13 protein-coding genes are annotated in these 15751 nt (G+C 71.3%); 3 read left to right on the top strand and 10 right to left on the bottom strand.

Annotated features, from left to right (window positions below; all coding sequences use genetic code 11):
* Window positions 1-19 precede the first annotated feature (19 nt).
* Window positions 20-403: a chorismate mutase gene (locus tag H343_RS0111845; RefSeq protein ID WP_486586875.1), complete on the bottom strand. Its 384-nt coding sequence runs from the start codon at window positions 401-403 to the stop codon at window positions 20-22.
* A 147-nt stretch (window positions 404-550) separates the two neighbouring features.
* Here H343_RS0111845 and H343_RS0111840 point away from each other — a divergent pair, with 147 nt between their 5' ends.
* Window positions 551-1471 (top strand): hypothetical protein, encoded by a 921-nt coding sequence (locus H343_RS0111840; protein ID WP_028431318.1) that lies wholly within the window; start codon window positions 551-553, stop codon window positions 1469-1471.
* Window positions 1472-1514: 43 nt separating this feature from the next.
* Here H343_RS0111840 and H343_RS0111835 read toward each other — a convergent pair whose 3' ends face one another.
* From H343_RS0111835 to H343_RS0111820, 4 genes are all read right to left on the bottom strand, one after another.
* Window positions 1515-2168, bottom strand: a complete 654-nt coding sequence (locus H343_RS0111835) for a response regulator transcription factor (protein ID WP_037903460.1) — start codon at window positions 2166-2168, stop codon at window positions 1515-1517.
* Window positions 2169-2175: 7 nt separating this feature from the next.
* Window positions 2176-3495 carry a sensor histidine kinase gene (locus tag H343_RS30220; protein WP_486586874.1) on the bottom strand — a complete coding sequence of 440 codons (1320 nt, stop codon included), beginning with the start codon at window positions 3493-3495 and terminating at the stop codon, window positions 2176-2178.
* Between the two features lie 199 nt (window positions 3496-3694).
* Entirely contained in the window at window positions 3695-4501 is an 807-nt protein-coding gene (locus H343_RS0111825) for an ABC transporter permease (RefSeq protein WP_028431316.1), read from the bottom strand.
* Complete coding sequence (locus tag H343_RS0111820; protein ID WP_028431315.1) at window positions 4498-5400, bottom strand: ABC transporter ATP-binding protein; 903 nt, start codon at window positions 5398-5400, stop codon at window positions 4498-4500. Before H343_RS0111820 ends, H343_RS0111825 begins: the two co-directional genes overlap by 4 nt.
* Window positions 5401-5556: 156 nt before the next feature.
* Here H343_RS0111820 and H343_RS0111815 point away from each other — a divergent pair, with 156 nt between their 5' ends.
* Both H343_RS0111815 and H343_RS35270 read left to right on the top strand, forming a co-directional pair.
* The gene (locus tag H343_RS0111815; protein ID WP_028431314.1) at window positions 5557-6021 is read left to right on the top strand and encodes a PPOX class F420-dependent oxidoreductase; all 465 of its coding nucleotides are present in this window, start codon (window positions 5557-5559) and stop codon (window positions 6019-6021) included.
* Window positions 6022-6245: 224 nt separating this feature from the next.
* Complete coding sequence (locus tag H343_RS35270; RefSeq protein WP_158679552.1) at window positions 6246-6422, top strand: hypothetical protein; 177 nt, start codon at window positions 6246-6248, stop codon at window positions 6420-6422.
* A 131-nt stretch (window positions 6423-6553) separates the two neighbouring features.
* On the opposite strand, the gene H343_RS0111805 is transcribed toward H343_RS35270, so the two are convergent.
* The 5 genes from H343_RS0111805 to gltB all read right to left on the bottom strand — a co-directional run bounded on the left by H343_RS0111805 (window position 6554) and on the right by gltB (window position 15405).
* On the bottom strand, window positions 6554-7354 hold the full coding sequence (locus tag H343_RS0111805) for an SAM-dependent methyltransferase (protein WP_028431313.1): 801 nt from the start codon (window positions 7352-7354) through the stop codon (window positions 6554-6556).
* 81 nt (window positions 7355-7435) lie between these two features.
* On the bottom strand, window positions 7436-8317 hold the full coding sequence (locus tag H343_RS0111800) for a Scr1 family TA system antitoxin-like transcriptional regulator (protein WP_028431312.1): 882 nt from the start codon (window positions 8315-8317) through the stop codon (window positions 7436-7438).
* Between the two features lie 279 nt (window positions 8318-8596).
* Window positions 8597-9091 (bottom strand): hypothetical protein, encoded by a 495-nt coding sequence (locus H343_RS0111795; protein ID WP_028431311.1) that lies wholly within the window; start codon window positions 9089-9091, stop codon window positions 8597-8599.
* A gap of 286 nt (window positions 9092-9377) precedes the next feature.
* Window positions 9378-10838: a glutamate synthase subunit beta gene (locus H343_RS0111790; RefSeq protein ID WP_028431310.1), complete on the bottom strand. Its 1461-nt coding sequence runs from the start codon at window positions 10836-10838 to the stop codon at window positions 9378-9380.
* Window positions 10831-15405 carry a glutamate synthase large subunit gene (gene gltB / locus H343_RS0111785; RefSeq protein ID WP_078505517.1) on the bottom strand — a complete coding sequence of 1525 codons (4575 nt, stop codon included), beginning with the start codon at window positions 15403-15405 and terminating at the stop codon, window positions 10831-10833. Before gltB ends, H343_RS0111790 begins: the two co-directional genes overlap by 8 nt.
* Between the last annotated feature and the right edge of the window lie 346 nt (window positions 15406-15751).

Below are 15751 nucleotides of genomic sequence, written 5' to 3'. Positions count from 1 at the left end.
CGGCCCCCGCCGCGCCGTCTCAGGCGCGGGCGATGGTCTCGTGGTGGCGGATCACCTCGGCGATGACGAAGTTGAGCAGCTTCTCCGCGAAGGCGGGGTCCAGCTTGGCGCTCTCCGCCAGCTCCCGCAGTCGTGCGATCTGCCTGGCCTCACGGGCGGGGTCGGCGGGCGGGAGGTGGTGGTCGGCCTTGAGACGGCCGACGCGCTGGGTGCATTTGAAGCGCTCGGCCAGCATGTGCACGACCGCGGCGTCGATGTTGTCGATGCTCGCGCGCAGCTCGGTCAGCTCCGCCCTGACCGCATCCGCCACCGGCTCCCGCACCGCGTCCTCCCCCACCGGCTCCTCGAGGCCGTCGGTCGTGCTCTCGCCGGTGGTGCGGGGGGTGCGGTGGTTCTCAGCCATGCTGCCGTTCCAGGTCGGTTCGGGTGGTGACGGGCGTCGAGCCTATGCCGTACGGGGAGCGGCGTCGTCACCGCCTCTCGGGGCCCCGAGGCTGCCGCACCCGTACAGTGACAGTGACCGACAGGACGAGTCCGGGGGTGGTCGTCGATGACGGCACACGGCACGGGGGGCGTACCGGCCGCGGAACCTGTCGAGCGCGGCTTCCCGCATCTGGCGACCGTGCGTGACGCGATCACGGCCCTCTACAGGGCCCTGTCCCCCGAAGGTGTCACCGGATTCGGGCACAGCGTCCTCCCCAGCGACGTGGCCTTCTCCGACGCCGAGGACCTCCACGAGGGCGCGCAGCGCGTCGCCCGCGTCATGGTGCAGCACCTCGGGCTGCCGGACGCCCGCGTGGTCGTCGGCTTCCGTGAGATGGAGGACGCCGCGCACGTCGAACTCGCCGCCGGCCCCGAGTACTTCGTCGAGCTGAACTCCCGCTTCACACGCCACCGCCGCGACATCGGGGCGGCCCTGGCGCACGAGGTCATGCACGTGCGTCTGCACCGCCTGGGCCTCGCCTTCCGCGGCACCCGCGACAACGAGATCCTCACCGACACCGCGACCACCTACCTGGGCGCGGGGTGGCTGCTGCTGGACGCCTTCCGGCAGGACCAGCTCTCCTCGCAGAAGCTGGGCTATCTCACGCCCGAGGAGTACGGCTACGTCCTGGCGAAGAGAGCCGCCCTCTTCGGCGAGGACCCGGCGGTGTGGTTCACCAGCCCGCAGGCGTACGAGGCCTACGTCGAGGGAGCCGCCGCGGCGCGCGCCGACGAGGCACGCGCGCCGCTGGCGGCGGCGGGCTGGGCGAGCCGCCGCCGGTACGCCCGCGACCGGCGCGACGCGCTGGCCCGGCCCGGCCTCGCCCCCCACCCCCGGCGGCCGGAGGGCTACGCCTTCGAGGGCACCGCTCCCCCGCGCGTCTCCTTCCCCTGCCCCACCTGTCACCAGCGCATCCGTGTCCCCGTGCGGGGCAGGATGCGGGCGCGCTGCGGGCTGTGCCGCACGGTGCTGGAGTGCGACACGTGAACAACTCGGCCTTTGAAGGGACCGGGCTTCGGCGGTGCGGGGCTCAGCCGTGGTGGCGGTCCGGGCCGAGGATGCGCCTGTCGTAGGCCGATGCCACCGCCGCCGCGCGGTCGTTGACGTCCAGCTTGGCGTAGATGTGCGTGAGATGGGTCTTGACCGTGGCCTCGCTGATGAACAGCAGCCGGGCGATCTCACGGTTGGAGGTGCCCTTGGCGACGAGGGCGAGCACCTCGGTCTCACGCGCGGAGAGCGCGCCGCCTGCGGGCGCGGGTGTCCGCACGGCCGAGACCAGGCGGGAGGCCACCGCCGGGGAGAGCACCGTACGGCCCTCCGCCGCGGCGCGGGCGGCCGCGAACAGCTCCTCGCGGGGCGCGTCCTTGAGGAGGTAGCCCGTCGCACCCGCCTCGATGGCGGGCAGGGTGTCGGAGTCCGAGTCGTAGGTGGTCAGGACCAGGACGCGGGCGCGGCAGCCCCGGCGGGCGAGTTCGGTGATCGCCTCGACCCCGCCTCCGCCTGGCATGCGCAGGTCCATCAGCACGACGTCGGGGTCCAGGCGGACGGCGAGGTCCACGGCCGCACCGCCGTCGGCGGCCTCACCGAGCACGCGGAAGCCGTCGGCGGAGTCGAACATGCCGCGCAGCCCGTCGCGTACGACAGGGTGGTCGTCGACGATGAGGAGGCTGATGTCACCGGGCATGGGACCATCATCGGTCACCGGGGCCCGGTCGCCGGGCGCCGGTCACCAGGGGCAGCCGCGCCGAGACCGCCGTGCCGCCCCCCGGCTCCGACTCGACGGTGAGGAAGCCGGCCAGCCGCTCCGCCCGTGCCCGCATCCCCGCCAGTCCGAAGCCGCCCGTGCCGGTGCGGCAGGGCCGCGCGAGCGGGTCGAAGCCCCGGCCGTCGTCGCGTACGTCCAGGACGACCTCGCCGTCCATGTAGGAGAGCGTGACGCCCAGACGGGCCGCCGCCGCGTGCCGTTCGGTGTTGGAGAGGACTTCCTGGACGATCCTCAGCAGCGCCGCCTCGATCTCGCCGTGCAGCGGCCCGGCGGTGCCGGTGACGGTGAACTCCGCGCGCACACCGGAGCGTTCGGACCACTCGGCGACGGTCTTCTGCAGCGCCTCCGGCAGTCCGTCGGTCTCCAGGGCCACCGGGGCGAGGTTGTGCACGGAGCTGCGGGCCTCGCCCAGGCTGTGCCGGGCGAGGGAGACGGCACGCTCCAGGTGCCGGTTCGCCGTGGCCCGGTCGGGGGCGCCGGCGACGACCTGGAGCTGCGCGATGACGCCGGTCAGTCCCTGGGCGATGGTGTCGTGGATCTCTGCGGCCAGCCGGCGCCGTTCGTCCGCCACGCCCGCTTCGCGTGCCTGGACGAGCAGTTGGGTGTGCAGCGCGGCGTTCTCCTCCAGGGCGGCCTCCAGCGCGGCGTTCGTACGCTCCAGCTCCTCGATCGTCGCGTCCTGCTGGCGCGTCCGCTTCTCCTCCTGCGCGGCCAGGTGGCTGAAGACGGCGGCAAGGCCGACGTTGACAGCCAGCAGGGCGCCGAAGACGACCCAGCCCACCTTGTCGCGCGGTGGGAACCCGCCCGACTGGGAGCCGGCCATGACGACCGCCGTGGCGAAGAGGCCCGGCCGCACCAGGCTTGGAGAAAGCAGCCGCTCGGCGCTGAAGTAACCGAGGACCGCGTAGAGCGCGAAGAACGGGTTGATACAGGTCAGGGCGAAGGCGAGCGCCCAGCGGACGCCGTAGTACCAGGCGCCGGTCCGGGTGGGTCCGGGGTGTGAGCCCGAGACCGACGACCACCACAGCTGCAGTGCGAGCGCCGCGCAGACCAGTGCCGTGGCCGCCTGCCAGCCGCCCCGGCTCATCCCCAGGACGCCGCTGGTGGCGGCGGCGGTCACGGTGGCGATCGCCAGCAGGACGTACGGGCCCCAGCGGTGGAAGAGCTCCCACCGCTGGTCGAGCGCGGAGCCACGCGTGGCCTCCGCGCCGCGCGCAGCCCTACCGCCCATCCCGTGGACCGTCATCCGACCAGTGTCGGCGACGCCGGCGGCTCCGTGACCGCTCGTGCCGCCCACCCGCGCATCAGGGGCGGGTGCGGCTGCCTCACCCCGGCCCGTCACCGGCATCGCTCATTTCCTCCAGCCTCCCCCACCGCTCAGACCGCCCAGACCGCTCAGACCGTCACGCCGCTCTGGGACTCAGGCCGCCGGACGTCTCCGCGGGTCACTCCCACCGGAACCAGCGTGCGGCACCCGCCGAGAGCGCCACCGTCCAGAGGGCGACCACGCACAGGTGCACCCAGTCCGGCCGGCCGCCGGCCGCGGCCTGGTTCAGCGCCTGGGCGGCGGCACCGAACGGGGTCGCCTCCACGATGGCCGCGAGTGTGTCAGGCATGGCCTGGACGGGAAGCCAGACGCCCGCACTGAACATCAGCGGGAAGAAGATGACGGAACCGGCAGCCGTGGCGATCTTCACCGTGCGGGACAGCGCCGAGACCAGCGCGCCCAGCCCCAGACCGCACGCGAGCGCCGCCAGCAGCGCGACGGCGTAGCCGAACCCGTGGCGCGGCAGCGCCACGTCGAAGACACCCCGGCCCACCGCGAGGACGACCAGCGACGAGGTCAGCGCCGCCGCTCCGTGCAGGCCCATCTGCGCGCCGAGCACGGTCGAGGGGCGTACGGGCGTGGTGGACATCCTGCGCAGGATGCCCCTCTCCCGGTATCCGGTGATCACCGGCGGCATGGCCTGGAGTCCGGCCATGATCACCGAAAGCAGCACCGCGACAGGGACGTAGGCGTCGATGGGCCGTATCCCGCCGAGGCCGGCCTCCGGGCTGCGGAAGGAGGGGATGGAGCCGAGGATCACCAGCAGAAGCGTCGGGAACACCGCGATCCAGAACAGCGCTCCGGGCTCGCGCCCGAAGAGGCGGAGTTCCGCCGCGAAGACGGCGGAGGCGGGCCGCGGACGGCGGGCGGCCGGGCGCCCGGCGGGGTCGGTGGCAGTGGCGGTGGCGGGGTCGGTGGCGGTCATGCGGCATCTCCCGTCAGGTCGAGGAACGCGTCGTCCAGGGTGGCGTCCGTGACGCGGAGCTGGTGGGCGGTGACCTTCTTCCGGGCCAGCAGCGTGATGACGGCGTCGACGGTCTCGTCGGTGCCGTGCAGCGTGTAGCGGCCGTCCTTCATGCCGACCGAGGTCAGGTGCGGCAGCCGTGCCACCTCGCCCTCCTCCAGCGGGCCGGAGGGGGTGAAGGAGATGACGACGGACCCGGCGGCCTTGCTGACGAGGCCGGCCGGGGTGTCCAGGGCGGCGATCCGGCCCCGGTCGAAGACCGCGATGCGGTCGCAGAGCCGCTGGGCCTCCTCCATGAAGTGCGTGACGAGGACGACGGTGACGCCGCCGGCGCGTACCTCCTCGATCAGCTCCCAGGTGTCGCGGCGTGCGCGGGGGTCCAGGCCGGTGGTCAGCTCGTCCAGCACCACGACACGGGGACTGCCGATGAGGGCCAGGGCGATGAACAGCCGCTGCTTCTGGCCGCCGCTGAGCTTTGCGAAGCGGGTGCCGAGTTTGCCGGTGAGGCCGAGGCGCGCGGCCAGCCGCCGCCAGTCGGCGGGCTCCGCGTAGAAGGCGGCGTACAGCTCCAGCGCCTCGCGCACGGTCAGCTTCGCCTGCAGCTCGCTCTCCTGGAGCTGTGCGCCGAGGATGTGGGTGAGTCGGCCGTGGTCGGCGACCGGGTCGAGGCCCCCGACGCGTATCGAGCCGCTGTCGGGCACGCGCAGGCCCCCGATGCATTCGACGGCCGTGGTCTTGCCCGCGCCGTTGGGACCGAGGACCCCGAAGATCTCGCCCTCCTCGACGGTGAACGAGACGTCGTCGACCACGTCGAGGCCGCGGTACGCCTTGCGCAGGCTGTGCACTTCGATGACGGGCATGCTCCGACGCTCCCCGACGGCAGGGCCCGGCCGCATCGCCCGTCGGGCTCCTTTCCGCATCAGCCGATCGGCTGATGCCCTGGGCGGCAGGGACGCACCGCGGGCATCCCCGTACGAGAGGCCCCGACACGGGGCCCCATGACGTACGTTCGCGGCATGAGCCCTTCCATCGCCACCAACACCCGTGTCGAGCTGGCCGGCCTGCTCGACTTCGTACGCCCCCGTCACCGCGCCCTGCTCATCACGCGGCGCGCGGACGGCTCACCCCAGGCCTCTCCGCTGACGTGCGGGGTGGACGGCTCGGGGCGGATCGTCGTCTCGACCTATCCCGAACGTGCCAAGACCCGCAACGCACGGCGCGACCCGCGCGTGAGCGTGCTCGTGCTCTCGGACGACTGGAACGGCCCGTGGGTGCAGGTCGACGGGGACGCCGAGGTCATCGACGCACCTGAGTCGGTGGAGCCGCTGGTGGAGTACTTCCGCAACATCTCGGGCGAGCACCCCGACTGGGACGAGTACCGCGCGGCGATGATCAAGCAGGGGAAGTCGCTGATCCGGGTCACACCGCGGCACTGGGGGCCGATCGCAACCGGTGGTTTTCCGCCAAACCTGGTGGACTGATCTTTTCGATCCCCTCTGCGACCCGGCTCTGCCAGGGGCTCTGCGGAACATGCCCGTACACCGCGTCACCGCAGGCCACGGCACTGCGTGCCGCTCTGCTCCGTCGGGCTGCGAGACGTGCTCACGGGGGCCAGAATCGAAGTGCGGAGCTTACGGGGAGGCGGTCGCAGTGTTGGGACCGCAGGCCCGCTGTGCCCAAGTCGCAAAGGGGAGTTGACACAGAGATGACCACGACAGTGCAGTCACGGTCGCCGAGGGAACACACGGCGCTTCTCGTGGAGGAGAGCCTCCTCGCGGAGGAGTCGTCCATGCCGCTGGAAGCGCCTCTGTGGCTGCTGGCCGGTGTCGAGAACGAGGAAGAGGTCAGCTTCGAGCCGCACATCTGGCGCGGCATCGACTGAGGGCGCGGGTGAGGCCGCGCACCGGAAGCACCGCCGCGCACCGCGGTCCGGTGCCGGCCCGTCCACGGGGAGCGCGCCCCGTGGACGGGGATCACCGGCCGGGTGAGGGCTTCCGGGGCAGGGCTTCCGGGTCAGGGCTTCCGGGCCACGCCCGCGTAGAAGAAGGCCTCGGCGTCGCTCATGGTGGTGGGGCGGTCGGGACGCCACCGGTGCGTCGGCGTCAGGCCGGGCTCGATCATCTCCAGCCCGTCGAAGAAGGACCGGATCTCCTCCTCGTCCCGCACCCGCAGCGGGGTGCCGCCCTTGCCGTAGATCTCCTTGACCTGCTTCAGCAGGGCTTCCCCGTCGAAGTCGGCGGTGGCGTGGGAGAGCACGAGGAAGCTGCCCGGGGCGAGCCTGTCGAGCATGGAGCGCACCAGTTCGCGGGGCCCGTCCTCGTCCGGGACGAAGTGCATCAGCGCGAGCAGCGACAGCGCAACCGGCTCGTCCAGGTCGAGGGTCTCGCGTACCTCCCGCGTTTCCAGGACACGGTCGCGGCGCACGTCCGCCTGCACATAGGCGGTACGGCCCTCGGGCGTGCTGCTGCGCATGAGGGCGTCGGCGTACTCCAGCACGACGGGGTCGTGGTCGGCGTAGACGACACGGCACTCCGGGATGACCGCCTGGGCGACCTGGTGGAGGTTCGGCGCGGTGGGGATTCCGGTGCCGATGTCGAGGAACTGGCGTACGCCGTGCGCGCTCGCGAGGTGGCGGGTGGCCCGGTGCATGAAGTCCCGGTTGGCGCGTGCGCCGGTCCGTGCCATGGGGAAGACCTTCTTGACCTGCTCGGCGGCTTCCCGGTCGACGGGGAACCAGTCCTTGCCTCCGAGGTAGTAGTCGTACATCCGGGCGGAGTGCGGCTTGCTGGTGTCGATCTCACCGGAGGCGGTCATCGTCTCTTCCCTGCATGAGTGGTGGGGCGGGTGCCGGCGGCGCCGGCCCGGCGGGCGCCTTCGGGGCGGGGCGGGCGGGGTTCAGCTGCCGAACTCCTTGCGCAGCCGGTTCAGATACGAGCGGGTGTCCGGCAGCAGTTCGGACGCGAGCCGGGAGACGCGTGTGTAGGTCTCCAGATGGGTCACCACGTCGGGCCGCTGGTCGAGGTAGACGGCGCTGGTCAGTCCGACCTCGGTGTAGACGATGTCCTGCAACTCCGGTTCCCGGAAGCGGAAGTAGGTGATGTGGCCGCTGGTTCCCGAGTGCGCCCCGGCGGAGAGGGGAAGGACGCGGATGGTGATGCGGGGGTCGTCGAGCGCTTCGAGGAGTCTGTCGATCTGGGCGCGCATCACCTCGCCTCCTCCCACCTCACGCCGCAGCGCTGCCTCCTCCAGCACCACCCACAGGGCGGGTGAGCCGGAGCGGCCCAGCAACTCCTGCCGCCTCAGGCGCAGATCGACGCGGTGCTCCAGCGTCTTCGGGGGTTCGTAGGGGAATCCGGCGCGGATGACGGCGCGGGCGTAGTCCCGGGTCTGCAACAGGCCGGTCATGTAGTGCGGTTCGTAGACGCGGATGACCTCCGCGGCCGTCTCCAGACTGACGTAGGCCCGGAACCAGTCGGGCAGGGCCGTGCGGTAGTCGTGCCACCAGCCCGGCTCGTTGGCCTGCTCGGCCAGGTCGGTGAAGTCCGCCGCCTCCTCCTCCGAGGCGCCGTAGAGCCTCAGCAACTCCTTGAGGTAGGGGAGCTTCAGGCTCACCTGTGCGTTCTCGATGCGCCGGACCGTCAGATGGCTCACGCTGAGCGCCTTGGCGGCGTCCTCGAACGTGAGGCGGCGGCTCTCTCGGAGTTCTTTCAGTCGTTTGCCGAGAATGATGCGCAGAACGGTGGGCGCACTCTGTCCGCTCGGCAGTGCCTCGCTCACGCACAGGCTCCTGACCATGACGCGCGGGGTGTTGAACTGCTCAACTGCCCTCGCATGTCCTGTAGTTGAAATGTCGTCCGGGATGAGGACCACTCGACCGGGAGGAAACTATCATCAGCCGCACATCCCTGGACCAGCGCGTCTCGCACGCCGCCGCGCCGCCGCTGCGGACCGGACCGGCTCCGCGGGACACACGAGCGGCCCCGCGCCTGCAGCAGGGATGCAGCAGGTGCGGGGCCGCTCGCCCGACCGCCCGTCGGCGGCCGTCGGTGTGCTCTCTCAGTCCTCCAGCAGCTTCTCGCCCGTCGCCGCATCGACGACCGTGCGGTCGCCGAGCTCGGTCTCGAGCTCGACCTCGGTCTTGTCGTTCACGAGCTGTTTGGTGCAGAAGTCGGCCTTCTTGTCCTTCTTCGCCCAGCCGGCGACGATCACGAGCTTGTCCGTCTCCTGCACGTGAGCGCCGTACTTCGTGTCGCAGCCCCCGTGCCCGACCGTCACGGTGAGAGAGGTCTCCTCCCCCTTGGCCGGGCGCTCGGCGCCCTCGAGCGGCAGCATGTCCTTGTGGCGTCCCTCGGTCTTGCCGACCTTCGGCCACGCCTGCTCGATCGCCGTGGCGCGCTTCTCGAACCGGGTCTGTTCACGCGGCTCTTCACTGCTCACGGTCTGACCGCTGCCTCCGCACGCCGTCGCGCTCAGCATCACCACGGCAGTCAGCGCCGGTGCCAGGGCGAGCGCGGTCCTGCTGCGGGTCTTTCCTGTCGTTCCTTGTCGCATGTTCTTCAACCTCCTGCCTCGCCGCTGTGACGGAGGAGAGGCGGCCGGGGTTCCGGACGGTGCCGGCCCGTTTCACCGCCGGGGGCCACCAGGAGGACGTCTTTGCTGGTCAGCGGGCTCGTGACCGTCCGTGTCAATTTGCGTCGTGCACCCCGGAGCACCCGCGTCGCCGCGGGGAACGGGCCGCACGGCATCCCGGCGGCGCCATGCGCACGCACCGCGGTGCCCGGCCCCGGTCGGGGAAGTGCCGGGCACCGCGGCTGCATACGGAGACGGGCAGGCGGCGTCAGACGGCCATCGCGCGGTCCGTCGGGCCGATGGGAGCGGGAAGAGCGCTGGTGCCCATCAGGTAGCGGTCGACCCCCTTGGCCGCCGAGCGGCCCTCGGCGATGGCCCAGACGATGAGGGACTGGCCGCGGCCCGCGTCACCGGCGACGAATACGCCGTCGACGTTGGTCGCGTAGTCGCCGTCGCGGGCGACGTTGCCGCGCTCGTCCAGCTCCACGCCGAACTGCTCGACGAGGCCGTTCTCCCGGTCCACACCGGTGAACCCCATGGCCAGCGTGATCAGTTGGGCCGGGATCCTCCGCTCGGTGCCGGGCTTCGGCGTCGGCCTGCCGTCCTGCATCTCCATCTCGATCATGTGCAGCCACTGGACGTTGCCGTCCTCGTCACCCTCGAAGTGGGTGGTGCCCACCGAGTAGACGCGCTCACCGCCCTCCTCGTGCGCGGAGGTGACCTTGTAGAGCATGGGGAAGGTCGGCCACGGCTGGCTGGCCGGCCGCTCCTCGCCCGGCTTCGGCATGATCTCCAGCTGGGTGACGGAGGCCGCGCCCTGCCGGTGCGCGGTGCCCACGCAGTCCGCGCCGGTGTCACCGCCGCCGATGACGACGACGTGCTTGCCCTCGGCGCTGATCGGGGAGACCGTCAGGTCGCCCTCCTGCACCTTGTTGGACAGCGGCAGGTACTCCATCGCCTGGTGCACGCCGCCCAGTTCACGCCCCGGCACCGGCAGGTCGCGGGCCGTCGTGGCGCCCGCCGCGATGACGACCGCGTCGTGCCGCTTACGCAGCTTCTTCGCGTCGAGGTCGCGGCCGATCTCCACCTCCGTACGGAACTTGGTGCCCTCCGCGCGCATCTGCTCGATACGGCGGTTGATGTGCCGCTTCTCCATCTTGAACTCGGGGATGCCGTACCGCAGCAGCCCGCCGAGCCGGTCGGCGCGCTCGTAGACCGCGACGGTGTGCCCGGCCCGCGTGAGCTGCTGCGCGGCGGCGAGTCCGGCCGGGCCGGAGCCGACGACGGCGACGGTCTTGCCGGAGAGCCGGTCCGGCGGCTGCGGGGTGACGTCCCCGTTGTCCCACGCCTTGTCGATGATGGTGACCTCGACGTTCTTGATGGTCACCGGCGGCTGGTTGATGCCCAGCACGCACGCCGCCTCGCACGGTGCCGGGCACAGACGCCCGGTGAACTCGGGGAAGTTGTTCGTCGCGTGCAGCCGCTCGATGGCGGCGCCCCAGTCCTCGCGGTAGGCGTAGTCGTTCCACTCGGGGATCAGGTTGCCCAGCGGGCAGCCCTGGTGGCAGAAGGGGATGCCGCAGTCCATGCAGCGGCCTGCCTGCTCGCCGACGATCGGCAGCAGCGAGCCCGGTACGTAGACCTCGTTCCAGTCCCGCACCCGCTCCTCGACGGGACGGGACTGCGCGACCTCGCGGTCGGTGTTCAGGAAGCCCCTGGGGTCAGCCATTGGTCGCCGCCTCCATCATCTTCTCGTGGGTCTCGGATTCGCTGAGTCCCTCTCGCTCGGCGGCGTCCTTGGCGGCGAGCACGGCCTTGTACGTGGCAGGGATGACCTTGGTGAATCGGGCCAGTGCGGCGTCCCAGTCGGCCAGGAGCGCCTCGGCGACGGTGGAGCCGGTCTCCTGCCCGTGGCGGAGCACCACACCGTGCAGCCACTCACCGTCCTCGGGGTCCCAGTCCTCCGGGGCGCAGACGGCGTCCCGCACACCCGCGTTGACGTTCGCGGGGTCGAGGTCGATCACGTAGGCGCTGCCTCCGGACATGCCCGCGCCGAAGTTGCGGCCGGTCGTGCCGAGGACGACCGCGGCACCGCCCGTCATGTACTCGCAGCCGTGGTCGCCCACGCCCTCGGAGACGACGAGCGCGCCGGAGTTGCGGACGCAGAAGCGCTCACCCACCCGGCCGCGCAGGAACATCTCACCTCCGGTAGCGCCGTAGGCGAGGGTGTTGCCCGCGATGGTGGAGTACTCGGCGAGGTGGTCGGCGCCGCGGTCGGGACGCACCACCAGCCGGCCGCCGGAGAGGCCCTTGCCGACGTAGTCGTTGGCGTCGCCCTCCAGCCGGAGTGTGATGCCGCGCGGCAGGAACGCGCCGAAGGACTGGCCGGCGGAACCGGTGAAGGTCAGGTCGATGGTGTCGTCGGGCAGACCCGCGCCGCCGAACTTCTTCGTCACCTCGTGCCCGAGCATCGTGCCCACGGTGCGGTTGATGTTGCGGATCGCGAGCTGGGCGCGTACGGGCTGCGCCTCGTGAGCGGAGTCGGCGGACAGCGCGTCGGCGGAGAGCTTGATCAGCTCGTTGTCGAGCGCCTTGGCCAGTCCGTGGTCCTGCTCGGTGGCGTGGTGCCGCACCGCGCCGTCGGGCAGGTCCGGTACGTGCAGCAGCGGGGCGAGGTCCAGGCCCTGTGCCTTCCAGTGGTCCACGGCGCGGGAGACGTCGAGCAGATCGGCGTGCCCGATGGCCTCGTCCAGGGTGCGGAAGCCCAGTTCGGCCAGCAGCTCGCGGACCTCCTCGGCGATGAACTGGAAGTAGTTCACGACGAATTCGGCCTTGCCGTTGTAGCGCTCGCGCAGCACGGGGTTCTGGGTGGCGATGCCGACCGGGCAGGTGTCCAGGTGGCACACACGCATCATGACGCAGCCGGAGACCACCAGCGGCGCGGTTGCGAATCCGAACTCCTCGGCGCCGAGCAGCGCGGCGACCAGCACGTCACGGCCGGTCTTGAGCTGGCCGTCGGTCTGCACGACGATGCGGTCGCGCAGCCCGTTGAGCAGCAGCGTCTGCTGCGTCTCGGCCAGTCCCAGCTCCCACGGGCCGCCCGCGTGCTTGAGGGAGGTGAGCGGCGAGGCACCGGTGCCGCCGTCGTGCCCGGAGATGAGCACCACGTCGGCGTGCGCCTTGGAGACGCCGGCGGCGACGGTGCCGACGCCGACCTCGGAGACCAGCTTGACGTGGATACGCGCCCGGGGGTTGGCGTTCTTCAGGTCGTGGATGAGCTGGGCGAGGTCCTCGATGGAGTAGATGTCGTGGTGCGGGGGCGGCGAGATGAGACCGACGCCGGGGGTGGAGTGCCGGGTCTTCGCCACCCACGGGTAGACCTTGGGGCCGGGAAGCTGGCCGCCCTCGCCGGGCTTGGCGCCCTGGGCCATCTTGATCTGGATGTCGTCCGAGTTGACGAGGTACTCGCTGGTGACGCCGAAGCGGCCCGAGGCGACCTGCTTGATCGCGGAGCGGCGCGCCGGGTCGTAGAGGCGGACCGCGTCCTCGCCGCCCTCGCCGGTGTTGGACTTGCCGCCCAGCTGGTTCATGGCGACGGCAAGCGTCTCGTGCGCCTCCTGGGAGATGGAGCCGTAGGACATGGCCCCGGTGGAGAAGCGCTTGACGATCTCGCTCGCGGGCTCGACGTCCTCGATGGGGACCGAGGGGCGGTCGTGCTTGAGCTGGAAGAGTCCGCGCAGCGTCATCAGCCGCTCGGACTGCTCGTCCACGCGCTGCGTGTACTCCTTGAAGATGTCGTAGCGGCCCGTACGGGTGGAGTGCTGCAGACGGAAGACCGTGTCCGGGTCGAACAGGTGCGGCTCGCCCTCACGGCGCCACTGGTACTCGCCGCCGATGTCCAGCAGCCGGTGCGCCGGCGCGATTCCGGTGGCGGGGTAGGCCTTGGCGTGCCGGGCGGCGACCTCCTTGGCGATCAGCTCCAGGTCCGCTCCGCCGATCTTGGTGGTGGTGCCGTGGAAGTAGGTGTCGACGAAGGACTCGTCCAGCCCGACCGCCTCGAAGACCTGCGCGCCGCGGTAGGAGGCGACGGTGGAGATGCCCATCTTGGACATGACCTTCAGCACGCCCTTGCCCAGCGCCTTGATCAGGTTGCGGATGGCGTCCTCGGCGGCCGTCCCGGCGGGCAGGAAGGTGCCGGCCCGCACCAGATCCTCGACGGACTCCATGGCCAGGTAGGGGTTGACCGCGGCGGCGCCGTAGCCGATGAGCAGCGCGACATGGTGCACCTCACGCACGTCGCCGGCCTCGATCAGCAGACCGACCTGGGTGCGCTGCTTGGTGCGGATCAGGTGGTGGTGCACCGCCGAGGTCAGCAGCAGGGACGGGATCGGCGCGTGTTCGGCGTCGGAGTGCCGGTCGGAGAGCACGATCAGCCGGGCGCCGGCCTCGATGGCGGCGTCGGCCTCGACGCAGATCGCCTTGAGCCGGTCGGCCAGGCCCTTGCCGCCCTCGTGGACGCGGTAGAGGCCGGAGAGCGTCGTGGACTTGAAGCCCGGCAGGTCGCCGTCGGCGTTGATGTGGATGAGCTTGGCCAGCTCGTCGTTGTCGATGACCGGGAAGGGCAGGGTCACGCTGCGGCACGAGGCGGCCGTCGGTTCCAGAAGGTTGCCCTGCGGCCCGAGCGAGGAGTGCAGCGAGGTGACCAGTTCCTCACGGATGGCGTCCAGCGGCGGGTTGGTGACCTGCGCGAAGAGCTGCGTGAAGTAGTCGAAGATCAGCCGCGGCCGGTCGGAGAGCGCGGCGATCGGCGAGTCGGTGCCCATGGAGCCGATCGGCTCGGCGGCCGTCCTGGCCATCGGCGCGAGCAGGACGCGCAGCTCCTCCTCGGTGTAGCCGAAGGTCTGCTGGCGGCGGGTGACGGAGGCGTGCGTGTGCACGATGTGCTCGCGTTCGGGCAGGTCGGCCAGGTCGATCAGCCCGGCCTCCAGCCACTCCCCGTAGGGCTGCTCGGCGGCGAGCTGCTGCTTGATCTCGTCGTCCTCGATGATGCGGTGCTCGGAGGTGTCCACGAGGAACATCCGGCCGGGCTGGAGGCGTCCCTTGCGTACGACCTTCGCGGGATCGATGTCGAGGACGCCCACCTCGGAGCCGAGCACGACGAGACCGTCGTCGGTGACCCAGTAGCGGCCCGGGCGCAGGCCGTTGCGGTCCAGTACGGCGCCGACCTGGGTGCCGTCGGTGAAGGTGACGCAGGCCGGGCCGTCCCAGGGCTCCATCATCGTGGAGTGGTACTGGTAGAACGCGCGCCGTGCCGGGTCCATCGACTCCTTGGACTCGGGGCTCTCCCACGCCTCCGGCACCATCATCAGCACCGAGTGCGGCAGCGAGCGCCCGCCCAGGTGCAGCAGTTCCAGCACCTCGTCGAAGGTGGCGGAGTCGGACGCGCCGGGGGTGTTGAGGGGGAAGATCCGCTCCAGGGCCTGCTTGCCGTCGGGGTCCTTGCCTGCGCCGAACAGCTCGGAGTGGAGCTGGGACTCGCGTGCCCGCATCCAGTTGCGGTTGCCCTGCACGGTGTTGATCTCGCCGTTGTGCGCGACGAAGCGGTACGGGTGCGCCAGCGGCCAGGAGGGGAAGGTGTTGGTGGAGAAGCGTGAGTGCACCAGAGCGATGGCGCTGGCGAAGCGGCGGTCGGACAGGTCGGGGAAGAAAGGTTCCAGCTGCCCGGTGGTGAGCATTCCCTTGTAGACGATCGTGCGCGAGGAGAGCGAGGGGAAGTAGACCCCGGCCTCGCGCTCCGCGCGCTTGCGCAGTACGAACGCGGGACGGTCCAGGGCGATGCCCGTACGCGGCGGACCGGCCTCTCCCTCGGCGTCCCGCACGAAGAGCTGGCGGAAGGAGGGCATCGTCGCGCGGGCGCCGGAACCGAGCAGTTCGGGCGCGACCGGCACCTCGCGCCATCCGAGGACGTCCAGCCCCTCCTCGGATGCCAGCGTCTCGATGTTCGAGACGGCGGCCGCGGCCTCACCCTCCTCGGCGGGCAGGAAGGCGATGCCCACGGCGTAGCCGCCGGCCTCGGGCAGGGAGAAACCGGCGGTCTCGCGCAGGAAGGCGTCCGGGATCTGCAGCAGCAGACCGGCGCCGTCGCCGGTGTCCGGGTCGGAGCCGGTGGCGCCGCGGTGCTCCAGGTTGCGCAGTACGGTCAGCCCCTGCTGGACCAGCTCGTGGCTGGGTTCACCGGTCAGGGTCGCCACGAAGCCGACCCCGCAGGCGTCGTGCTCGTACCGGGGGTCGTACATCCCCTGCTTGGCAGGGTGGGCCGCCAGAGACGCTGCACGCATCGGCTCTCCCGTCGTCGTGGCCGGTAGCGCCCCCGGGCGGGGCCCGGGGAGCAGGTGCCGAGGGACGACGTCGGCCCTGGGCAGAACAAATTTCCGTGGAGGTTACATGATGGACCACACCCCGAAAAAAGGCTGATGCATCTCGAAGAGTGGACTTGGTGGCCACATGGCGATACACAGCGGGGGTGATCCACAGGGCCTGCGGCGGGGTGCGGATGGCCCCTGCGCAACAGCGTTGCGCCCGGCCCCGGTGCGGGCGTCGTTGCTCGCGAACCGTCCGGCTTCTGCCCGGCGCCGCCTGGCC

It is taken from the genome of Streptomyces sp. TAA204 (assembly GCF_000424965.1).
Note: the sequence above shows the minus strand (reverse complement) of the source record. Positions and strands in the feature narration are given on the sequence as shown.